The organism is Ruegeria sp. YTSC002 (assembly GCF_059609845.1).
Window position 1 is genome coordinate 64,680 of record NZ_JBXWML010000013.1, and the last position, 16,096, is coordinate 80,775.

A 16,096-nucleotide genomic window follows, 5' to 3' on the forward strand; every position below is an offset into this window, starting at 1 on the left:
CTAAGGATTGAGCGGGGGCAAGGACCCGTCCTTGCGTTCTGTTGCGCTTTTCAGTGCACCCAGGTTTTGCATGGCTGCTTGCCAATCTTCCGGGCTGTTGCCAGCCGTCGCTGAATACCGCGCAGCACCGATCTTCATCAGGCTGTTCTCAAGATCCAAAGAACGCTCGGGATGCGCGCTGCGTGATTTCCAAAGATCCAATGCCTGATAAGCCGCGGGCAGATCCCTTGATTGCAAAGCGGATCGCAAGGCATCGACGGCATATCTCTCCGAAGCCAGATACCTGCGGCGCCGTTCCGTTTTCCAGGTTGCATAGCGCGGGCGCAGAAACCTTCCCAATGTCCACAATGCGAATACAGCAATGACAAGGAAAAGAACTGATTTGATGATGGATTGCGCGTCTGGTGGCTGTCGCTTGGGGGGTGTCAGTGAAAGCGTGGTCGCGGGAAGTGATGCCGTTTCGATCTGACCGGTGTCCAGATTGAACCAGTCGATCGAAACGGCCGACAATTGTGTGTCGCCACCATCTTGGGCGATGTACACGGTTTCTTCGACCCGTTGCCCGGACAGGATGCCCCGGTCCTCTGTTTCTGAAAAGCGGGGTTCCTTGGGATAGGCGCGAAGCAGTTGGCTTTGATCCTGTGGCGTCAGCGCCGGGATTGTCAGGGCCGTGGTGCCAGAGATCTGCGCGCTTATCTCACGCGTGATGGAATCGCCGGCCTGCATATCGGTCGGACCGTCCAGCTTCTGATCAAGAGAGAAACCGCTTGCGATGATCAGCGGGTCAAGACCCTGAGCGCCATCCGGGATTTCTGCATTGAGCTGTATGGGGGGAAGCGCCATCGAAACCTGAACCGGATCATTGGACTGCGGATCGGCAAATGTCACGACAACCTCTTGCGCGTCATACGCGACCGGCCCTGGTGCCAACGGATACAGGCGATAACTGCGCTGCACCCCCGACCACGTCTCTCCGTCCACCGTTTCGCTTACCGGACCAGAAGCCCTTTCAGGCAGGCGAATCAGGATGTTTTGTTGCTCCAATGATGGGAATACGGGCGGTTGCGGCATGAAGGTCGGAACCAGAACCTTGATGCGGACGATGGCGGGCTGGCCGACGATGACGGCCTGGTTCGGGATGTCTACTGAAACCTGCGGTTGGTAGGATGAACTGTCCTGTGCGGACAAGGAAACCGGCATCAGCAGAATGAAGACAACAAGGTATCTCATTCTGTTTGCTCCTGATTTTCCAACAGGAAACGGTTTTTCAGAAAATCCTGCATATCGGTGTCAATCATACTGATCCACTGGTCGGCGGACAGTGACTGCGGCCCGTCCTTGGCGGCTTGAACCGTGGTGTCACTGCCGCGTGCTGCGTCGTTGTCAAACACCGTATCATCTGCACCGATGCCAGCCTCTTCGCCGGTATCGGACTGTTCGCGCGTCGTTTCGACATAGTCCAGGATGGCTTTGGATACCTCGAGATTTTGCTGGGCTTCGGGCCAGTCGGGGCGACGTTCCAAGGCGGTTTCGAACGCCGATATGGCTGGGCGATACTCGCGGTTCCTTATTCGGGCCATTCCTTCGGCAAACGCAGCTTCCGGCGTGTCCAGCGTGGAAAAGACGGACGACGCCTTTTCGTATTGACCATCCCTGAGATAGGCATATCCCCTGTGATATGGGTCTTCGAACATCTCGGCCGCGTCGCCAAACCGTTTTTGGTTCATCGCAATCTGGCCCTGTTGGTCAGGGGTGAAAAACCAGTCTCTCCATCCTTCTGCGCGCGCTCCGGATGTGGGCAACACAATCAAAGCCAGAATTGCCCATCGGACCATCCAGCCTTTCCGGAACCATAGCAGGGACAGCAGTGCAGCAGGCCAGGCCAGAATCCAGCCTTTGTCCTGCCAGTCCAGGCGGTCATCGTCATCCAGGGCGGCAATATAGGCTGATTGGATACGGCGCGTCAGTTGAGTGACGTCCCGGTCGTCGTTCGAAAACGCCACCACTGATGCATTCTGGAGGTTGTCCAACTGAGCAATACGACCATCGTCAGGCAGCATGGTGAGAAAGAAAATATCAGTATTCGAAGCGCTTAACCCAGATACCTGAGATGGATCGAGGTCATCCAGCACGAACAACACAGCCCCCGGGCCGTCGCTGTCATCCAGAATGGACAGAGCCAACGCAAGCGCATCGGCTGCGGCATCGCCGTCCTCCGGCATCACCTCGGGCGTCAACCCCTCAAGCAACGGACGAAGTATGTTCGCATCTTCGGTCAAAGGGGCAACGCGATGCGGGGTTCCTGCATAGGCGATCAGGGCGGTTCGAGCACCGGCGCGTTCGTTGATCAGGTCGGAAATCTTGAACCGTGCCCGATCCAGCCGGGATGGCGCAAGGTCCGAGCTTTCCATGCTGTCGGTGACTTTGAGAGCGATCACCAACGGAGCCGTATCCGCGATCAGCGGGTTGGGCGCACGCGACCAAGTCGGGCCCGAGGCCGCCAATGTGACAAGCGCCGCAATGATCATCGCAACGTCAATGGGCTGGATGCGCCGGTTTTCTTCCTTGCCCAGCAGCAAGGCCTCGGCAAGATGCGGGGCGATCCCTGACGGCCGTTTGGTTTCTGCCATCGGTTTGGGTCTGATCCGCCACCACAACGCAAAGATGGGGATGAGAAGCAGCAGGTAATAGCCTCGGATAAAATGGAAATCAGCCAGATCCATCGTCAGACGGCCCCCTGGTATCGCTGTGAGAAATGAAACCCGGCCATGCTGACCAAAATGACGATCAGCGCGAATAGCAACGGAATATGGGCAAGGCTTTGTTTGGGGCGATAGCTTTGTGTTTCCACAATTCTGGGGTTCAGTGAATCAATGCGTTCATAGGTCTGTTCAAGGGCCGTTGCATCGTCGGCAAAGAAATACTCTCCGCCTGTGCGATCGGCTATGTCCTTCAATGCTTGAAGATCGACGCGGTCTTCGCCCGTGGCATTCGGGTCTCCGACACCAATCGTATAGACAACCACGTTCTTTTCCGCAGCAATGGCCGAAGCATTGACCGGTGTCATGCGACTGGACGTATCGGCGCCATCGCTGAGGACAATCATCAGGCGCTGGTCAACCTCGCTGGATTCAAAGGTTCGAATGCCAAGTCCTATGGCATCGCCCAAAGCGGTGTTCGGACCTGCCATGCCAACTTGAGTTTGGTCCAGAAACCCATTCAAACTGTTCAGATCTTGCGTGAAGGGCGCTTGAATGAATGCGCGTGTTCCAAAGATGATCAGCGCCATCCTGTCACCATCTCTTTCAGAGATGAATTGCTTCAGAACCTCTTTGACCGCCTCCAGCCGTTGCATCGGGGCACCGGATCCGGTCTGAAAGTCGCGCTGATCCATCGAGCCGGAAATATCCAGCGCCAAAACCACATCGCGGGCTGATTTTTCCATCACGACGGGATCGCCCAGACGCTCCGGACGCGCCAGCGCCAGAACCAACAGAATCCAGATCAAGGCGGCGCTGGCTGTTTGCAGCCGGGCCCGGGTTCGGATCATTGACCCGGATTGCGGCTCGACACCGGCCGCCTGGGCCACGCGGCGGAAAAACGGAATGCGAATAGACGCGGTTGTTTCCCGCCGGGGCGGAGCAATGGCGTAGACCAGCAGCGGCAGCGGCAGGAGCAAAAACACCCAAGGCGCAGAGAAGGAAAACATCACGGTCCCCGATGCGGTTTATGGGACTTGACCCAATGCCGAGCAAGTTGTGTCAAGGCGCGGTTTGGCGGCAGGTCCTTGTACGGCGCTTCGATCAGTGATTGTCCTGTGTTCGATAAAAATGTGTAATCATCAGATGTTTGCGAAAGGAAGCTCAACCAATCATCCCCGTGAATCCCTGCAACCTGCTTGCGCGGATATGCGACCAACGCGGTGCGGCGAAGGATTTCGGCAACCTTTGCCGACGTGACATCCGGGTCTGCCAGCTCTGCCAGCGCGTGGTGTCGATACGCGTTCGCCCGCCTTCGCCGGACGAAAAGAACACAGACCAGTCCAACAAACCCAAGTAGTATAACGGCCAGCGCCAACCATCCCCATGTCTGTGGAACCATCGAAATAGGCGTGGGTTCCGGTGCCGGCTCGAGCATATTCAGCAGATCAACCAGAGATTTCCCTGTCGTGTCGATGCTCATTTCTGCCCCCTGCAATGCCCGAACAGATACAGCAACTGATCCAGGGCGGGTTCCGCGGTTGTCAAAGGAACAACCGGAAAACCGTATCGCCGGGACCATGTATGCAGGTGGTTCAACCTGTCCTCCATGGACTTGCGAATTTTCCCGGACAATTCGGGGTCGGAGCTGTCGATTTCGATCTGGTCGCTGCCGTCCGAGACCGTGAGTTTCAGATCGGGCGCCAGTCCCTTTGCTGTTTTGTCAGCAATATTGAACACGATCAGATCGTTTGAGACCGCAATGCGGCGCAGCAAGGATTCCGATCTTTCGTCAAGCCCGTCACAATCGGAAAACAGGCAAACCAGCCCGTTGGTTTGGGACATGCGCGCGGCTTCCGCCAACATGTCATTCAAAGCCACGGTGGGTTGCGGGTTCAAGGCAGCATGCAAGGCCGAATTGGCAGCCCCGATGGATGACAGAAACCGCATGAGCGCAGCAGCGCGGCGCTGCGGCCTGTGTTCCGCAACGCTTGTGTCGTTGAAGACCAGACCCCCGACACGATCGCCCTGGCCAAGAACGCGATGCGCGGTGATTGCGGCAGCTTCGGCGGCGATGACCGATTTCATGTAGACCTCCGTTCCGAAAAACATCGAAACGCGTTGATCGACCAGCAACAGGGCAGGGCGGTCTTTTTCCTCGGTATAGACCCTGACATGGGGCTCACCGGTTCGCGCCGTGACTTTCCAGTCAATGGTGCGGATGTCGTCGCCCGGTTGGTAGTTGCGCAATTCTTCGAAGTTCAGGCCGCGTCCGCGCAGGCGTGATGCGTGTGTTCCATTCAGGATTGACCGGGCAGGCTGACGTGGCAAAAAGCTCAGGGCACGAGAATGCAGTTCCAGACGCAACAGGTGATCCGCAGTGACGTGAATGCGGGGATCATCGGGATATGCTGAGGATTGATGCACCCGGCCAACCCGAACCGTCAGGGCAGCGCGACGAGACGCAGGATTTCCGCGATCACGTCATCTGCCGTTTTGGCGTTCCCCTGCGCCTCGAAGCTCAGCGTGATGCGGTGACGGAACACGTCATGTGCTATGGCTCGAATATCCGCAGGGTCCACATAATCACGCTGGTTCATCCACGCATGCGCCCGACCGCATTTGTCCAATGCCAATGAGGCACGCGGGCTGGCGCCGATTTCGATCCAGCTGGCCAGTTCTGCGCTGAGCGCCGCAGGCGTCCGGGTCGCCTGAACCAGATCGGCCATATAGCGGTCCATTGCATCCGAAACATGGATCTGCCCGATTTCCGAACGCGCTGCAAAAACGGCGTCCTGCGGGATCGTCGGTGGTGGCTCGCTTGACGCGCCTTTCCCGGCGGCGATCTCTTCGCCCCGTACCAGCCGGATCACTTCAACCTCGTCTTCGACCGGCGGATAGGTGATCTGAACATGCATCAGGAACCGGTCCATCTGCGCTTCGGGCAGGGGATAGGTGCCTTCTTGTTCAATGGGGTTCTGGGTTGCCATCACGATGAACAATGGTTCCATCTTGTGGGTGGTTCCGGAAACCGTGACCTGCCGTTCTTCCATCGCTTCCAGCAAAGCGGCCTGCACCTTTGCCGGTGCCCTGTTGATCTCGTCAGCGAGGACGATGTTGGCAAAGATCGGCCCGGGTTCAAAGCGAAAGGTGCCGCCCTCATCAGTTTGTTGAAACACCTCGGTTCCCGTCACGTCTGAAGGCAGCAGATCAGGCGTGAACTGGATCCTGCTGAACTCTGCGTCCAGATTGCGTGCCATCGCCTTGACTGCACGTGTTTTGGCCAATCCGGGCAGACCTTCGATCAGAAGGTTTCCGTTGGCCAGCATCCCGATCAGCAGTCGGTCGATGACCTCGGTTTGCCCGATGATGGACTGGCCCATGCGGGCCTTGAGATCAAGTATCTGATTAAGTGCATTCATAGGTGGTGGTCCAATCGGTGCCAAACTGAAAGAAATGAATTGATGACGGAACAGGGGTTGGGTCGGTCAGGAATATCCCGAAATGTCGGAATGTTAGCAGGCTTTGAAAGGCCGATCTACTGTCAATGTCTGGCGGTGAGGCGACGTAAACCGTCCTTCACTTCCTGTCGTATGGGGCCGGGGTTTGGCGCGTCTCGCAAACTGTTCAGCCAGTGGGGTTGAGGCGCCTGTCCTGCGGCCCTGCTCCAGGTCAGATCCCGCAGGATTTTCTGTGGAGCGTCGTCAAGTGTGTCAGGAACTTCAAAGTCATTCAGGGTGGCCCAAACGCCGCTCCACAATCGCCCTACGGACCAGGGGTTGTACCCTCCGCCGCCCAGAACCAGAAAACGAGCCGAAAGCTGCTTCAGCGCCGCGACCGTTCGCCAATGCGCGTTGTTGGACAGGGTCAAACGCGAAAGCGGGTCTTCGGCCACGGCGTCGGCCCCGCATTGCAGGACAATCGCTTGCGGTTTGAACGCCTCGGTGGCTGGCAGGATCAATTGATCCAGAATGGCGGTGAATTCTTCGTCATTCAGATGTCTTGGAACCGGCAGGTTGAAGGCCGCGCCACCGGCGTCTTCCTCAAGTTGGCCCGTGAACGGCCACCGCCGCGTTTCATGCACCGAGATCATCCGGACTCTGTCCGACCCGCGAAACGCAAGTTCAACCCCATCGCAATGATGGGCGTCGATGTCGACATAGACCACGCGATCCAAGCCAGTGTTCAAAAGGGTCTGTATCGCCAGAACCGGATCGTTCAGATAGCAAAACCCGTTCGCCCGGTCCGCAAGGCCGTGATGCGTACCGCCCGCAGGGTTGAAAACGATCCCTCCATCCCGGATCAGTTCGGCGGCCAGCATGGAACCACCGGCGGCGGTTGCCGGCCGGCGATACATCTCGGCGAAGACCGGGTTCGACAGAGTCCCCAAACCGTATTTATCCCGTGTTTCGTCCGTGACATGCTGGTCCGCTTCTGCCTTTTGCAGGGCGGCGATATAGTCCGGCGTATGAAACCGTTCCAATACACTTGGCTTTGCGCAGGGGCTGACGCGGTAGTTCTCGGAGGTCAACCAACCCAGTTCGCGACACAGATCGATGACAGTTGAAACCCGTGGGATGGCCAGCGGGTGTTTTGAACCGTAGGTCGAGTTGCGGTAGATATCCGATCCGATGAACAGGGGGCGCTTCATGACCTAGCTTGCTGCGGCCTGACTGTTGTCCTCGCCCAATCTGCCATCCAGAGACATCAGTATGGCGACCGGCCGAAGGGCCGGGATGTGGCTGAAAACGATCAGGATGCATACGGTCAGAGGCACACTCAGAAACGCTCCGATCAGGCCCCAGACCGTTGTCCAGAAGGTCAGGGCCAGAATGACAAGAAAGGTCGACATGTTCAGGGATCGGCCAAGCATGGCCGGATCAAGGAAATTGCCGATCAGGAATTGGATCGTCCCACATCCCAGCACGATGACCAGGAAGGGGATGATCGTTTCGAATTGAACAAGTGCGATCATGGCCGGAAAAAACACCGCTATAATCGAACCGATCGAGGGGATGAAGTTCAGGGCAAAGGTCAATACGGCCCATGTTTCCGCGTATTCCAGACCAAGCGAGCGGAAAACCGTATAGCTGATGGTTGCCGTTATCAGGCTGATCAGGGTCTTGACGCCGACATAGCGTTGCAAGCTGACCGAAATCGCATCGAGCATGGCGGAAAACTCGGCTGCGGCGACAGGATCTCCGGCGGCCAGTTGGATCTTTTTCCGAAAGGCCAGTCGTTCGGCCATCAGAAAGGCGACATAAAGGCTGATCAGGAAGAACTGGTTCAACAATGAGGTGGCGCTGCCCAGCAATACGCGTGCGACATAGGACATGTCGATACTTACCAGATTGTCACGAATGAAGGTGGTCACGTCGTTGCCGACCAGCCCCGTTATTCGCTCGACTGCACCATCAAACTGGTTTTCGTAGGTGCTGATCGAGCGTGCAAACTGCGTCGCCTGACTGCCCAGCACGTACATGATCATGAACAAACCCGCCAGAACGACGGTCACACCGGCAATATTGGCCAGCCAGACCGGAGCGCGGGTCAGGGCGACGACGCGATCGCTCAGCGCGATGATCAGAACATTGACCAGCAGCGCCATGGCAAGCGGGATCAGGAAGTTTGCCCCGGCATAGAGGCCCAGCACGATCAGCGTCGCGATGATGCATGTATCCCGGACAACAGACAGTCGAAGCCTGGGACTAACCGTAATGTCTTTTTGATCCGGGGTCATTCGGTATCCTGTGTCTGGCGCATTTACCGTCCTGCGCGACCCAATCCTGCACGCGAGGTCTTGTTTATGCAATGCGTTCAGGCGTTTGTTGGCCCTCATTCTCCAAATAGATATTCATGACGGGTTCTGTGTTCCATTTCGGCAGGTTAGGGTTGCCGCATGACCACTGCCGCGAATCCCCTGTTTGGCCGACCTGTTCAGGCGCTTTGGCTGTCGATCCGTCGGTTCAGCAGAAAGAACGGCTTTGTCATGAGCAGCCATGTGGCCATGTCGCTGATGATGGCGCTGTTTCCTTTTGTGCTGTTCACCGTGGCGCTGGCAGGGGCGTTGTCGCAAGGCTATGTCACGGATGAGTTGATTGACCTGATTTTCGGAGCGTGGCCCAAGGATGTCGCAGATCCCATCGTGGCCGAACTGCGGGCCGTTCTGGCTGGATCCGGTTCGGGTGTCATCACCTTGGGTGGTTTGCTGGCGATCTATTTTGCTTCCAACGGCGTTGCCGCCGTACGTGCAGCCATGAACCAGGCCTACCATGACGAAGACAGTTGGCCATTCTGGAAAACCCGGCTGCTCTGCCTGGTGCTGGTCATTCTGGGTGGGTCGGCCATTCTGATCATCGCCGCGGTCGAGGTGGTTTTGCCGGTCTATACGAAACTGGTGGCCGAACACACGGAAGTTGCCGTGGCCAACTGGTTTTCCGTGGATCGCCTGCGCTGGACGTTCACGGTGGCGGTTCCTGCGGGCACCGTTCTTCTGGCACATCTCGTGCTGCCGACCCGCAGGCACAGCCTGATGCAAATTCTGCCCGGCGTCCTGCTGACTTTGGCCTTGTGGGCGGCCGGTGGATGGGCGTTTTCAATTTATATCAGTCAGTTCGCCACCTACAGCGCCACCTATGCAGGATTGGCGGGGGCCATGGCGGCATTGATTTTCCTGTATCTCTATTCCGCGATCCTGATTCTGGGGGCCGAATACAATGGTGCATTGATTGATCTGCAAAATGCCTCAGAAGGAGATACGGCATGAGATTTGCCCTGATACTGGCCTGCCTTGCAATCGCTGGCGAAGTTCAGGCGCAGACCCCAGAATATGTGGGCTCAGATCAGTGTACCGACTGTCATCAGCAAGAAGCCGAAGCCTGGGCTGGGTCACATCATGCGCTGGCGTGGACAGATACCACTGACGGCGCTCTTGCGGCCGATTTTGACGGAACCCGGTTCGATCATGACGGTATGTCCGTCCAGTTCAAACGTGAGGCAGGCAGGTACTCGGCCCGCGTAACGGAAAAAGACGGTGCGACGACGGAATATGACGTGCATTCCGTCGTTGGAATCGAACCCTTGCAGCAATACCTTTTCGAGACCGAACCGGGCCGTTTGCAAAGTTTCGACGTGGTTTGGGACACAGAGCAAAAGCGCTGGTATCACCTGTACCCTGATCAGGACCTGCCACCTGATGACGGGTTACATTGGACAGGCCCCTACAAGAACTGGAACGCGCGCTGCGCCGAATGTCATGCCACGGGTTTTGAGAAGAACTACAATCCTCAAACCAGATCCTACACGTCTCAGCAGGTCGAAATCGGGGTCGGGTGCGAGGCCTGCCACGGGCCGGGGTCCGCTCATATCGATTGGGTCCGGGAACAGGGGTCTTCAGATGACCTGGGCAATGCCGGCTTTCTGTTGAGTTGGGGCAAGGGGCGGACCGAAGAAGAAATACAGCAATGCGCCGGATGTCATTCCCGGCGCGAGGCGCATGGCAACGGAAACCCGGTTCCAGGAACTCCGTACCATGGTGCGTATAATCTGGCTGTGCTGCGCCCCGGGACCTATCATCCCGACGGGCAGATACTGGATGAAGTTTACGTCTACGGCTCGTTCCTGCAATCCAAGATGTACGCGCAGGGCGTCGGATGCATGAACTGCCACGAGCCGCACAGCGCAGAATTGAAAGCCGAAGGAAACGGGGTTTGCACACAGTGCCATTCGCCTGCCGGAAATCCGGAATTCGCCACCCTTGCCGCAAAGGACTATGACACGCCTTCGCATCACAATCACCCGGAAGGCGGGGAAGGGGCCCAATGCAAAAGCTGCCATATGATCCAGCGGACCTACATGGGTGTCGACGGTCGACGCGATCACAGCTTTCGCATACCCCGACCGGATCTTGGGTTGGGCGTTGATGCCTGCACTGACTGCCATCAAGACCAGGACCAGGCCTGGGCTGCAAGCCAGATTGAAGGCTGGTTTCCGGAATCGCCAAATCGACGCCCGCATTACGGGACAGTTTTCAAAGCTGCGGCCGAAGGGCAGCTCGACACGCCCGAAGGTTTGCTTGCCGTCGCAATGGATGCGTCGCAGCCCGGGATCGTCAGAGCAACCGCCGCATATCTTATGCAGCCGTTTGGCTCGCCAGAGATAGCCGCTGTCACAGCGTCGCTTTTGCAGGAAGATGACCCGCTGATACGAGCGAATGCAGCGGCGCTGCAACGTCAGGCCAGCCCGGCAGATCAGGTGCGCAGGCTCGAGCCGTTGCTGTCTGATCCTCTGCGAAACGTGCGCATCGCTGCCGCCAAAGAGTTCCTGAGCATACCGCCGCAGGGTTTGACGGCCGAGCAACGGACCAAGCTTGGGCAGGGCATGTCGGAATGGCAGCAGTCGATTTCGAATAGGCTGGATGCCCCGGAAACCCACCTTGTACTGGGGGGCATGGCTTTGACGCTTCGCAATGCTCCTGCGGCTGAACAGGCCTTTCGCGAAGTTGTGACGCTGGACCCGCAGCGGGCCGAGGCGTGGCCGATGCTGGTACAACTGGCGCAGATCAATCGTGGCCCGGAAGCTGCGCGCATAGTGCTGCAAGAGGCGCTGGACAGGCTGCCGGATGATCCGAACCTGCTGCAATTGTCGCAACAACTCAGCCCCTGAACCGGCATATACGTGCCCGATTTGCTCCATGTTCGCGGCAAAATTCCCCGCTAACAACATTTCAGGTGTGCTGTTCAGAGGTGACGGATGTCCATTGAAGTGTCAAAGCAGAGACCAACGGGTGTACGATCTATTTCGTTGGCGCAACGTATTGAAGAGTTGCGCAGCCGCGAACCTGAATACCTGACCCATGGTGACACATTGATGTTGCAGGGCATGGCGGCCACGTCGTTGCGCGAACAACGCCTGAGCGGAAATCGCATTCGGTTGGATGATTAAGAATCGCCGCGAAACCCTGTTGCCACAACGAATTTTTCCGAACTGTCCGAGCGTGACGCAGGCGGTTTGACGTTGGCAACTTTCTGAAACTTCTGCTTCAGCAGTTTTTGCAGATCGCCTTCAGCACCACCGGCCAGAACTTTGGCGACGAAGGTTCCGCCTTCTTCCAGAACGTCAAACGCGAAATAAGCTGCGGCTTCGCACAGCGCCATGATTCGCAGGTGATCGGTCTGCTTGTGACCAGATGATGCCGCGGCCATATCCGACATCACGACGTCTGCCTTGCCGTCCAGCCAGTCTTTGACCTTCTGGTCGGCGTCATCTTCCATGAAGTCCAGAACATGGATCTCGGCGCCGGCGACCGGTTCGACCTCTTGCAGGTCAATGCCCAGCACCGATCCGATCCGTTTGCCTGATTTCTCGCCCAGCGCGTTCACCCGCTTGACGGCGACCTGACACCAGCCACCGGGCGCGCAACCCAGATCCACCACGCGCGCGCCGGGCACCAGAAAGCGGAATTTGTCGTCCAGTTCCAGAATTTTATATGCCGCTCGCCCACGATATCCATCGGCCTGAGCGCGTTTTACATAAGGATCGTTCAACTGCCGCTCGAGCCAGCGGGTCGAGCTGAGCTTGCGCCCGCGCGCTGTCTTGACCTTGACCTTCAGGTCGCGCTGTCCGCGGCCCGAATTGTTTTTTCCACTAGGTGTCTTCGCCATCAGAACGGTCCGTCTTCCAATACACCGTCCGCGCTCATCTGTGCATAAAGCAGACCTTCGCGCAGCCCCCGGTCCGCCACCGAAAGGCGGTCAGTGGGCCAGCAACGAAGCAAAGCCTGCAATATGGCCGAACCGGACATGATCAGGGCTTGCCGGTCTTCACCGATGCGAGGGTCCCGGCGCCGCCCATGAGGGCCGAGTTCTAAATACCCGCGTATGACTTTGTCAATCTGATCGCTGGTCATGCGCAGCCCGTCCACTTTGGTCCGGTCATACCGCTTGAGGCCCAGATGCGAGGCCGCCACAGTGGTGACCGTGCCGCTGGTGCCGACGATCTGAAACCCTTCGCGCGTCTGTTCGTCCTTGTAGGGCGCAAAATCGGCAAGGTTTTCCTCGAAAAACCAACTCATCAACGCGAAACGGGCGGCGTCATCCTCGACATCATTGAACTGGTCCCGCAGCGTGGCGACGCCCAGCGGTACGCTGATCCAGTCAACGACCTTGGCCGCGGGAAAAGGGCTGTCGACAGTGTGAAACCCGTGATGCAGCCGCATGATGGCCGCGGGTCGGTCGCGGCGTGGAACGGACGATATGTCGATCCAGACCAATTCGGTCGAACCGCCTCCAATGTCGACGACCAACAACTGCTCGGTCTTGGTCGAAACCAGCGGGGCACAGGAAATCACCGCCAGACGGGCTTCTTCCTCGGGCTGAATGATCTCAAGCGTGAGCCCGGTTTCGCGCTTCACCTGCCGGATGAATTCGCGCGAGTTCTTGGCGCGGCGGCACGCCTCGGTTGCGATCAGACGCATCCGTTTGACCTTGTTGCGTTTCAGCTTTTGCTGACAGATTCGCAATGCCTGAACGGTGCGCGACATCGACGCCCGCGACAGTCGTCCGGTGCGTTCCAGACCCGCGCCCAACTGCACGGATTTGGAGAAGCTGTCGACCACATGAAACCCACTTCCCTTGGGCTGGGCTATCAACATGCGGCAACTATTTGTCCCCAGATCCAGTGCCGCATAAAGAGCATCCGGATCGGGTCTTGCCGGCGCGGGGCTTTCGACCGCTTTCGGGAACGCGCCCGCACCTTTGGGACGCTTGGGCGCCATCGTTACGCCCTCCGATTTTCGAGTTACCCCGACCCTAGGCGGGGGATCGCCGACGTGCAAGTGATTTCAAGTTTGAAATTAACGCGCGTGTCACGTGCCGTTCATACTGGGGTGCGATGGGCATCCACGGAACCCTCAGCGGGATTCTTTACGAGCTTACAGCCAGGTATGGAGATTGCCATGAAAGACGATCACACCCTTTCTTTTGATGAATACGATGAAATCATAAGCCCACGACCCGAAGAATGTGACTTTGACCGCGTCGTCGAGCGCGCGTTGTCGCGTCGCGGGTTTCTGGGAGGCGTTCTGGCGATGGGCAGTTTCGCTGCCGTTGGCGGCTCGGTTCTGCCGACAGGTGCCCGCGCGGCGGCGGACCGTTTCTCGTTCGAGGCGATTCCGGTTTCGACGGCGGACGAAGTGACTGTGCCTTCGGGCTACAAGGCCGAGGTCATGGTGCGCTGGGGTGATCCGCTGTGGTCGGACGTTCCGGAATTCGATCATGACACCCGAGGCACGGCGGCCAGTCAGGCACGCGCATTTGGTGACAACACGGATGGCCAGGATGTGTTTTTCCACGACGGCCATGTTCTGCTGGTGGTGAACAACGAATATACCAACCGCGGCATTCTTTGGGGCAACAATCCGGACGCCAAACCAGCATCCGATGACGACATCGCAAAGGGCATGATGGCGCATGGTGTCACGATCGTGGAAATCGCGAACACCGATGGCAACTGGGGCATCGTAAAGGACAGCCCGTATAACCGCCGCGTTACACCGCAGACCGAAATGACCATCACGGGTCCGGCCGCCGGCCATGACTTGATGAAAACCGCCGCCGATCCGTCCGGCACGACGTGCAAGGGAACATGGAACAATTGCGGAAACGGCATGACACCGTGGGGCTCGTATCTGGCCTGTGAAGAGAACTTCAATGGTTACTTCTCGGCTGAGGATGAAAACCACGAGACCAGCCCGGAACTGAAGCGCTATGGCGTATCGGCCAGCGATTGGGGCTATGGCTGGGCCAAGATCGACGACCGTTTCGACGTCTCGAAAAACCCAAACGAACCGAACCGTGCCGGTTATGTCGTCGAGATCGATCCGACCGATCCGGCATCGACACCGCGCAAGCTGACAGCACTGGGACGCTTCAAGCACGAAAACGCCGAAGTCATAGTGAACAACGACGGCCGTGTCGTTGTTTACATGGGCGATGATGAACGCGGCGAGTTTCTTTACCGCTTTGTCTCGGAAGGGGTTTATGCCGCTGGTGTGGATACCAACGCGCTGTTGGAGAAAGGCACACTTTCGGTTGCCAAGTTCAACGACGACGGAACCGGTGAGTGGCTCGATCTGACACCTGAAACCACCGGGCTTGCATCGCAGGCCGAGGTTTGCATCCACACCCGTCAGGCTGGTTCGGCGGTTGGAGCAACCACCATGGATCGTCCCGAGTGGGTCGCGGCCAATCCAAACGCGCCCGAGGTTTACTGTTGCCTGACCAACAACAAGAACCGTGGCGTCAAGCCGAATGCAGGGGGCGACGATACCTCGACCAACGGCCCGAACCCGCGGGACAAGAACCATTACGGTCAGATCCTACGCTGGCGTCCGGATGGCGGCGATCATGCTGCGGCTGGCTTCGGCTGGGATCTGTACGTGCTGGCAGGCAATCCCACGGTCCACGAAGACGCCTATGCCGGATCCGAGAACGTGAACGCCGACAACATGTTCAACTCGCCCGACGGTTTGAAGTTCGACAGCAATGGCTTGTTGTGGATCCAGACCGATGGCAATTACGGCAACGAAGGTGACTTTGCCGGTCAGGGCAACAACCAGATGCTGGCAGGTGACCCTGTCACCGGTGAAATCCGCCGTTTTCTGGTTGGACCGAATGGATGCGAGGTCACCGGTCTCAGCTGGTCGCCGGACCGTCGTACGATGTTCGTCGGCATTCAGCACCCGGGCGAAAAAGGCAACAGCCACTGGCCTGAAGGCGGTGACTCGGTGCCGCGTTCGGCCATTGTCGCCATTACCCGCGAAGATGGCGGTCTGGTCGGCTAAGGCCATTTGACCCATCACTTCTTGCCTCGGGCGGTTTTTCCCGTCCGGGGTTTTTCTTTTTCATGCAGCGCTTTCATAGTGACGATGAGAATTATGATATGCGCGTTTGCCGGAAAACTGGTTACAAGCCCGATACACCACCGTGGGCAAAAACGTCGCTGGAAAAGCGCCGTGTGTCGAAAATCGACCGACCCAGGCCTACATTGAAGTTTAGAACCGGCCCATCGGGTTAGGAGGAATCACAGCAATGCCTGACGTCACCATCGTGTATTGGCGCGACATTCCCGCTCAGGTCATCGTCGGCAAAGGCCGTCGTGGCGCAAAGCGGCAGTTGGAGGAACGGTTTGAACAAGCCATCGACCGTGCCGCGATGAAGGTGAACGCCAAGGACAGTGATGCCTATCTGGCCGAATGGCGCAAAGCCGAACCTTTCGCGGTCGAAGGCGATCCTGCCGAGATTGCCGAAGCCGAGGCTGTGCGTCTGGAAACGGAATACGATCAGGACCGCGTCAAAGCGCTGATCGCCAATGACGGTTGGGCATGAGCCCCAGACTTT

15 protein-coding genes are annotated in these 16,096 nt (G+C 57.9%); 5 read left to right on the plus strand and 10 right to left on the minus strand.

Going from position 1 to position 16,096, the window contains the following annotated elements:
* The 8 genes from AC2FFD_RS19315 to AC2FFD_RS19350 all read right to left on the minus strand — a co-directional run bounded on the left by AC2FFD_RS19315 (window position 1) and on the right by AC2FFD_RS19350 (window position 8,439).
* Window positions 1-1,230: a hypothetical protein gene (locus tag AC2FFD_RS19315; RefSeq protein ID WP_496873873.1), complete on the minus strand. Its 1,230-nt coding sequence runs from the start codon at window positions 1,228-1,230 to the stop codon at window positions 1-3.
* Window positions 1,227-2,723 carry a VWA domain-containing protein gene (locus tag AC2FFD_RS19320; RefSeq protein WP_496873874.1) on the minus strand — a complete coding sequence of 499 codons (1,497 nt, stop codon included), beginning with the start codon at window positions 2,721-2,723 and terminating at the stop codon, window positions 1,227-1,229. Before AC2FFD_RS19320 ends, AC2FFD_RS19315 begins: the two co-directional genes overlap by 4 nt.
* Window positions 2,724-2,725: 2 nt before the next feature.
* A complete protein-coding gene (locus tag AC2FFD_RS19325) occupies window positions 2,726-3,709 on the minus strand; it encodes a VWA domain-containing protein (RefSeq protein WP_496873875.1) in 984 nt (327 codons plus the stop codon).
* Window positions 3,709-4,182 carry a DUF4381 domain-containing protein gene (locus AC2FFD_RS19330; protein WP_496873876.1) on the minus strand — a complete coding sequence of 158 codons (474 nt, stop codon included), beginning with the start codon at window positions 4,180-4,182 and terminating at the stop codon, window positions 3,709-3,711. The genes AC2FFD_RS19325 and AC2FFD_RS19330 overlap by 1 nt, the downstream gene beginning before the upstream one ends.
* Window positions 4,179-5,126 carry a DUF58 domain-containing protein gene (locus tag AC2FFD_RS19335; RefSeq protein ID WP_496873877.1) on the minus strand — a complete coding sequence of 316 codons (948 nt, stop codon included), beginning with the start codon at window positions 5,124-5,126 and terminating at the stop codon, window positions 4,179-4,181. The genes AC2FFD_RS19330 and AC2FFD_RS19335 overlap by 4 nt, the downstream gene beginning before the upstream one ends.
* A gap of 17 nt (window positions 5,127-5,143) precedes the next feature.
* The gene (locus AC2FFD_RS19340; protein WP_425078299.1) at window positions 5,144-6,121 is read right to left on the minus strand and encodes an AAA family ATPase; all 978 of its coding nucleotides are present in this window, start codon (window positions 6,119-6,121) and stop codon (window positions 5,144-5,146) included.
* 122 nt (window positions 6,122-6,243) lie between these two features.
* Window positions 6,244-7,350 (minus strand): acetoin utilization protein AcuC, encoded by a 1,107-nt coding sequence (locus AC2FFD_RS19345; RefSeq protein WP_496873878.1) that lies wholly within the window; start codon window positions 7,348-7,350, stop codon window positions 6,244-6,246.
* A gap of 3 nt (window positions 7,351-7,353) precedes the next feature.
* Window positions 7,354-8,439 (minus strand): AI-2E family transporter, encoded by a 1,086-nt coding sequence (locus AC2FFD_RS19350; protein ID WP_170344191.1) that lies wholly within the window; start codon window positions 8,437-8,439, stop codon window positions 7,354-7,356.
* Between the two features lie 159 nt (window positions 8,440-8,598).
* On the opposite strand from AC2FFD_RS19350, the gene AC2FFD_RS19355 reads away from it, so the two are divergent.
* The 3 genes from AC2FFD_RS19355 to AC2FFD_RS19365 all read left to right on the plus strand — a co-directional run bounded on the left by AC2FFD_RS19355 (window position 8,599) and on the right by AC2FFD_RS19365 (window position 11,642).
* Complete coding sequence (locus tag AC2FFD_RS19355) at window positions 8,599-9,465, plus strand: YihY/virulence factor BrkB family protein (protein WP_170344192.1); 867 nt, start codon at window positions 8,599-8,601, stop codon at window positions 9,463-9,465.
* Window positions 9,462-11,363 carry a cytochrome c3 family protein gene (locus tag AC2FFD_RS19360; protein ID WP_496873879.1) on the plus strand — a complete coding sequence of 634 codons (1,902 nt, stop codon included), beginning with the start codon at window positions 9,462-9,464 and terminating at the stop codon, window positions 11,361-11,363. The genes AC2FFD_RS19355 and AC2FFD_RS19360 overlap by 4 nt, the downstream gene beginning before the upstream one ends.
* Before the next feature lie 87 nt (window positions 11,364-11,450).
* A complete protein-coding gene (locus AC2FFD_RS19365) occupies window positions 11,451-11,642 on the plus strand; it encodes a hypothetical protein (RefSeq protein ID WP_480447811.1) in 192 nt (63 codons plus the stop codon).
* Here AC2FFD_RS19365 and AC2FFD_RS19370 read toward each other — a convergent pair.
* On the minus strand, window positions 11,639-12,361 hold the full coding sequence (locus AC2FFD_RS19370; RefSeq protein ID WP_170344195.1) for an RlmE family RNA methyltransferase: 723 nt from the start codon (window positions 12,359-12,361) through the stop codon (window positions 11,639-11,641). The two genes, AC2FFD_RS19365 and AC2FFD_RS19370, sit on opposite strands and share 4 nt — an antisense overlap.
* The gene (locus AC2FFD_RS19375) at window positions 12,361-13,473 is read right to left on the minus strand and encodes a Ppx/GppA phosphatase family protein (protein ID WP_170344196.1); all 1,113 of its coding nucleotides are present in this window, start codon (window positions 13,471-13,473) and stop codon (window positions 12,361-12,363) included. Before AC2FFD_RS19375 ends, AC2FFD_RS19370 begins: the two co-directional genes overlap by 1 nt.
* A gap of 180 nt (window positions 13,474-13,653) precedes the next feature.
* Between AC2FFD_RS19375 and AC2FFD_RS19380 the strand changes: the two genes are divergently transcribed.
* Window positions 13,654-15,540, plus strand: a complete 1,887-nt coding sequence (locus AC2FFD_RS19380) for a PhoX family protein (protein WP_496873880.1) — start codon at window positions 13,654-13,656, stop codon at window positions 15,538-15,540.
* A 247-nt stretch (window positions 15,541-15,787) separates the two neighbouring features.
* Window positions 15,788-16,084, plus strand: coding sequence for a virulence factor (locus tag AC2FFD_RS19385; RefSeq protein ID WP_117868895.1), 297 nt, complete (start codon window positions 15,788-15,790; stop codon window positions 16,082-16,084).
* The last annotated feature ends 12 nt before the right edge of the window (window positions 16,085-16,096 follow it).

Coding starts and splice junctions, on each gene's coding strand:
- AC2FFD_RS19315 (WP_496873873.1), bottom strand. CDS start 1,230: ATGAGATACCTTGTTGTCTTCATTCTGCTGATGCCGGTTTCCTTGTCC.
- AC2FFD_RS19320 (WP_496873874.1), bottom strand. CDS start 2,723: ATGGATCTGGCTGATTTCCATTTTATCCGAGGCTATTACCTGCTGCTT.
- AC2FFD_RS19325 (WP_496873875.1), bottom strand. CDS start 3,709: ATGTTTTCCTTCTCTGCGCCTTGGGTGTTTTTGCTCCTGCCGCTGCCG.
- AC2FFD_RS19330 (WP_496873876.1), bottom strand. CDS start 4,182: ATGAGCATCGACACGACAGGGAAATCTCTGGTTGATCTGCTGAATATG.
- AC2FFD_RS19340 (WP_425078299.1), bottom strand. CDS start 6,121: ATGAATGCACTTAATCAGATACTTGATCTCAAGGCCCGCATGGGCCAG.
- AC2FFD_RS19345 (WP_496873878.1), bottom strand. CDS start 7,350: ATGAAGCGCCCCCTGTTCATCGGATCGGATATCTACCGCAACTCGACC.
- AC2FFD_RS19350 (WP_170344191.1), bottom strand. CDS start 8,439: ATGACCCCGGATCAAAAAGACATTACGGTTAGTCCCAGGCTTCGACTG.
- AC2FFD_RS19355 (WP_170344192.1), top strand. CDS start 8,599: ATGACCACTGCCGCGAATCCCCTGTTTGGCCGACCTGTTCAGGCGCTT.
- AC2FFD_RS19360 (WP_496873879.1), top strand. CDS start 9,462: ATGAGATTTGCCCTGATACTGGCCTGCCTTGCAATCGCTGGCGAAGTT.
- AC2FFD_RS19365 (WP_480447811.1), top strand. CDS start 11,451: ATGTCCATTGAAGTGTCAAAGCAGAGACCAACGGGTGTACGATCTATT.
- AC2FFD_RS19370 (WP_170344195.1), bottom strand. CDS start 12,361: ATGGCGAAGACACCTAGTGGAAAAAACAATTCGGGCCGCGGACAGCGC.
- AC2FFD_RS19375 (WP_170344196.1), bottom strand. CDS start 13,473: ATGGCGCCCAAGCGTCCCAAAGGTGCGGGCGCGTTCCCGAAAGCGGTC.
- AC2FFD_RS19380 (WP_496873880.1), top strand. CDS start 13,654: ATGAAAGACGATCACACCCTTTCTTTTGATGAATACGATGAAATCATA.
- AC2FFD_RS19385 (WP_117868895.1), top strand. CDS start 15,788: ATGCCTGACGTCACCATCGTGTATTGGCGCGACATTCCCGCTCAGGTC.